Origin of the sequence: Tritonibacter sp. SIMBA_163 (assembly GCF_046535935.1) — a bacterium.
GTDB lineage: Bacteria > Pseudomonadota > Alphaproteobacteria > Rhodobacterales > Rhodobacteraceae > Epibacterium > Epibacterium scottomollicae.
Map to the genome: position 1 here is coordinate 1 of NZ_JAWJBP010000449.1, position 272 is coordinate 272.

The following is a 272-nucleotide window of genomic DNA, read 5'->3' on the forward strand; positions in this document are numbered from 1 at the left end:
TTGTGTTGTGGATCATCGGCTGCATTACGCTGGCTTATCATACAGGCATCGCGATTCCCGCTTGGCTACCCAGAGCCAGCGCCCTACTTCCTGGGTTGCTCTGCTTTTCATTTGGCCTCGCCATGATCATGGTCAGCCGACACATTCCGCATCTCGCCGCTTCATTGAGTAAAGCCGCTGTCGCTGCAGGTATCTTGGGCGTTGCGCTCAGCATGAGCGCCTGGTTTTTGATCAGCTGGAATCAGCATGAGACAACGCGCTCTGAAGCACAG

General features: G+C 55.1%; 1 protein-coding gene. It reads left to right on the plus strand.

Annotated elements, in window-relative coordinates:
- Nucleotides 1–272: hypothetical protein (locus tag R0J92_RS23075; protein WP_411053385.1), on the plus strand; the 272-nt coding region annotated here is incomplete at both ends.